General features: G+C 62.0%; 1 pseudogene. It reads right to left on the bottom strand.

Features of this window, described 5'->3' with window-relative positions:
* A pseudogene (locus ACOCD2_RS23655) lies at positions 1-748 on the bottom strand (restriction endonuclease); the annotation flags it as partial.

The raw sequence follows: 748 nt of genomic DNA on the forward strand, positions 1-748 counted from the left end.
GTCCAATGCTCTGTAGGAGAGAGTTCGCCCCTGGAACAGTTGGATGGCGTCGAGCAACAGCAATACGGTGCGGTTGTCGATGGGCAGGGGTCTGGCTTCGTCCGTCCGCCAGCTCGTGCCCTTGGTCCTACCCTTGAGGAAAGGGAATCGATCGGGGTCGAACAGGGAGCCACCCAGCGCGGGCATGCGAAGTGCCTCGTGTTCGATGCCGCCATAGATGGCCCGGAAGATGGCCAGCAGACGCGACCAGGCATCCCGCCGGTGCGAGAGGATCTCCTCGGAGTGCAGCTCTGCCTGTTCCCGAAGCTGGATTCGCAGGGAGGAGACGGCGTAGTAGGCCTGGAAGCGTTCGTCCTTGACCACGTCCATCAACTCGCGCTCTTCGGCACTCAACAGGAACACCAGACGCATCATCACCGTGAGCGCCGCCTCGTAGAGCTCACCCGGCGGTATGCCTTTCAGGAGCTCTTGATTCCGGTCGTGATTGGCCCGATCGAGAGATTGGATCAGTACTTCCACGGCCCGCTGCACCTGCTTGCCCAGGGCATCGGTGACTTCGTCCTGGTGCTGCAGCGAATCGTCCAACAACGCAGGCAGTCGTCGATCCTTGGCATCGAAGAAACGATCGATGCCCAGCAGGGTGACGAAGGCCTGCAGAGTCATGGGCTCCTGCGACCACAGGCGGGCGTACCAACTGGCGAAGGTCGTCACTGCCCCCACGGGGGCATCGACCAACATCCAGCGTTCG

This window comes from Thiolapillus sp. (genome assembly GCF_048562965.1).
Taxonomy (GTDB): domain Bacteria; phylum Pseudomonadota; class Gammaproteobacteria; order Chromatiales; family Chromatiaceae; genus Thiolapillus; species Thiolapillus brandeum_A.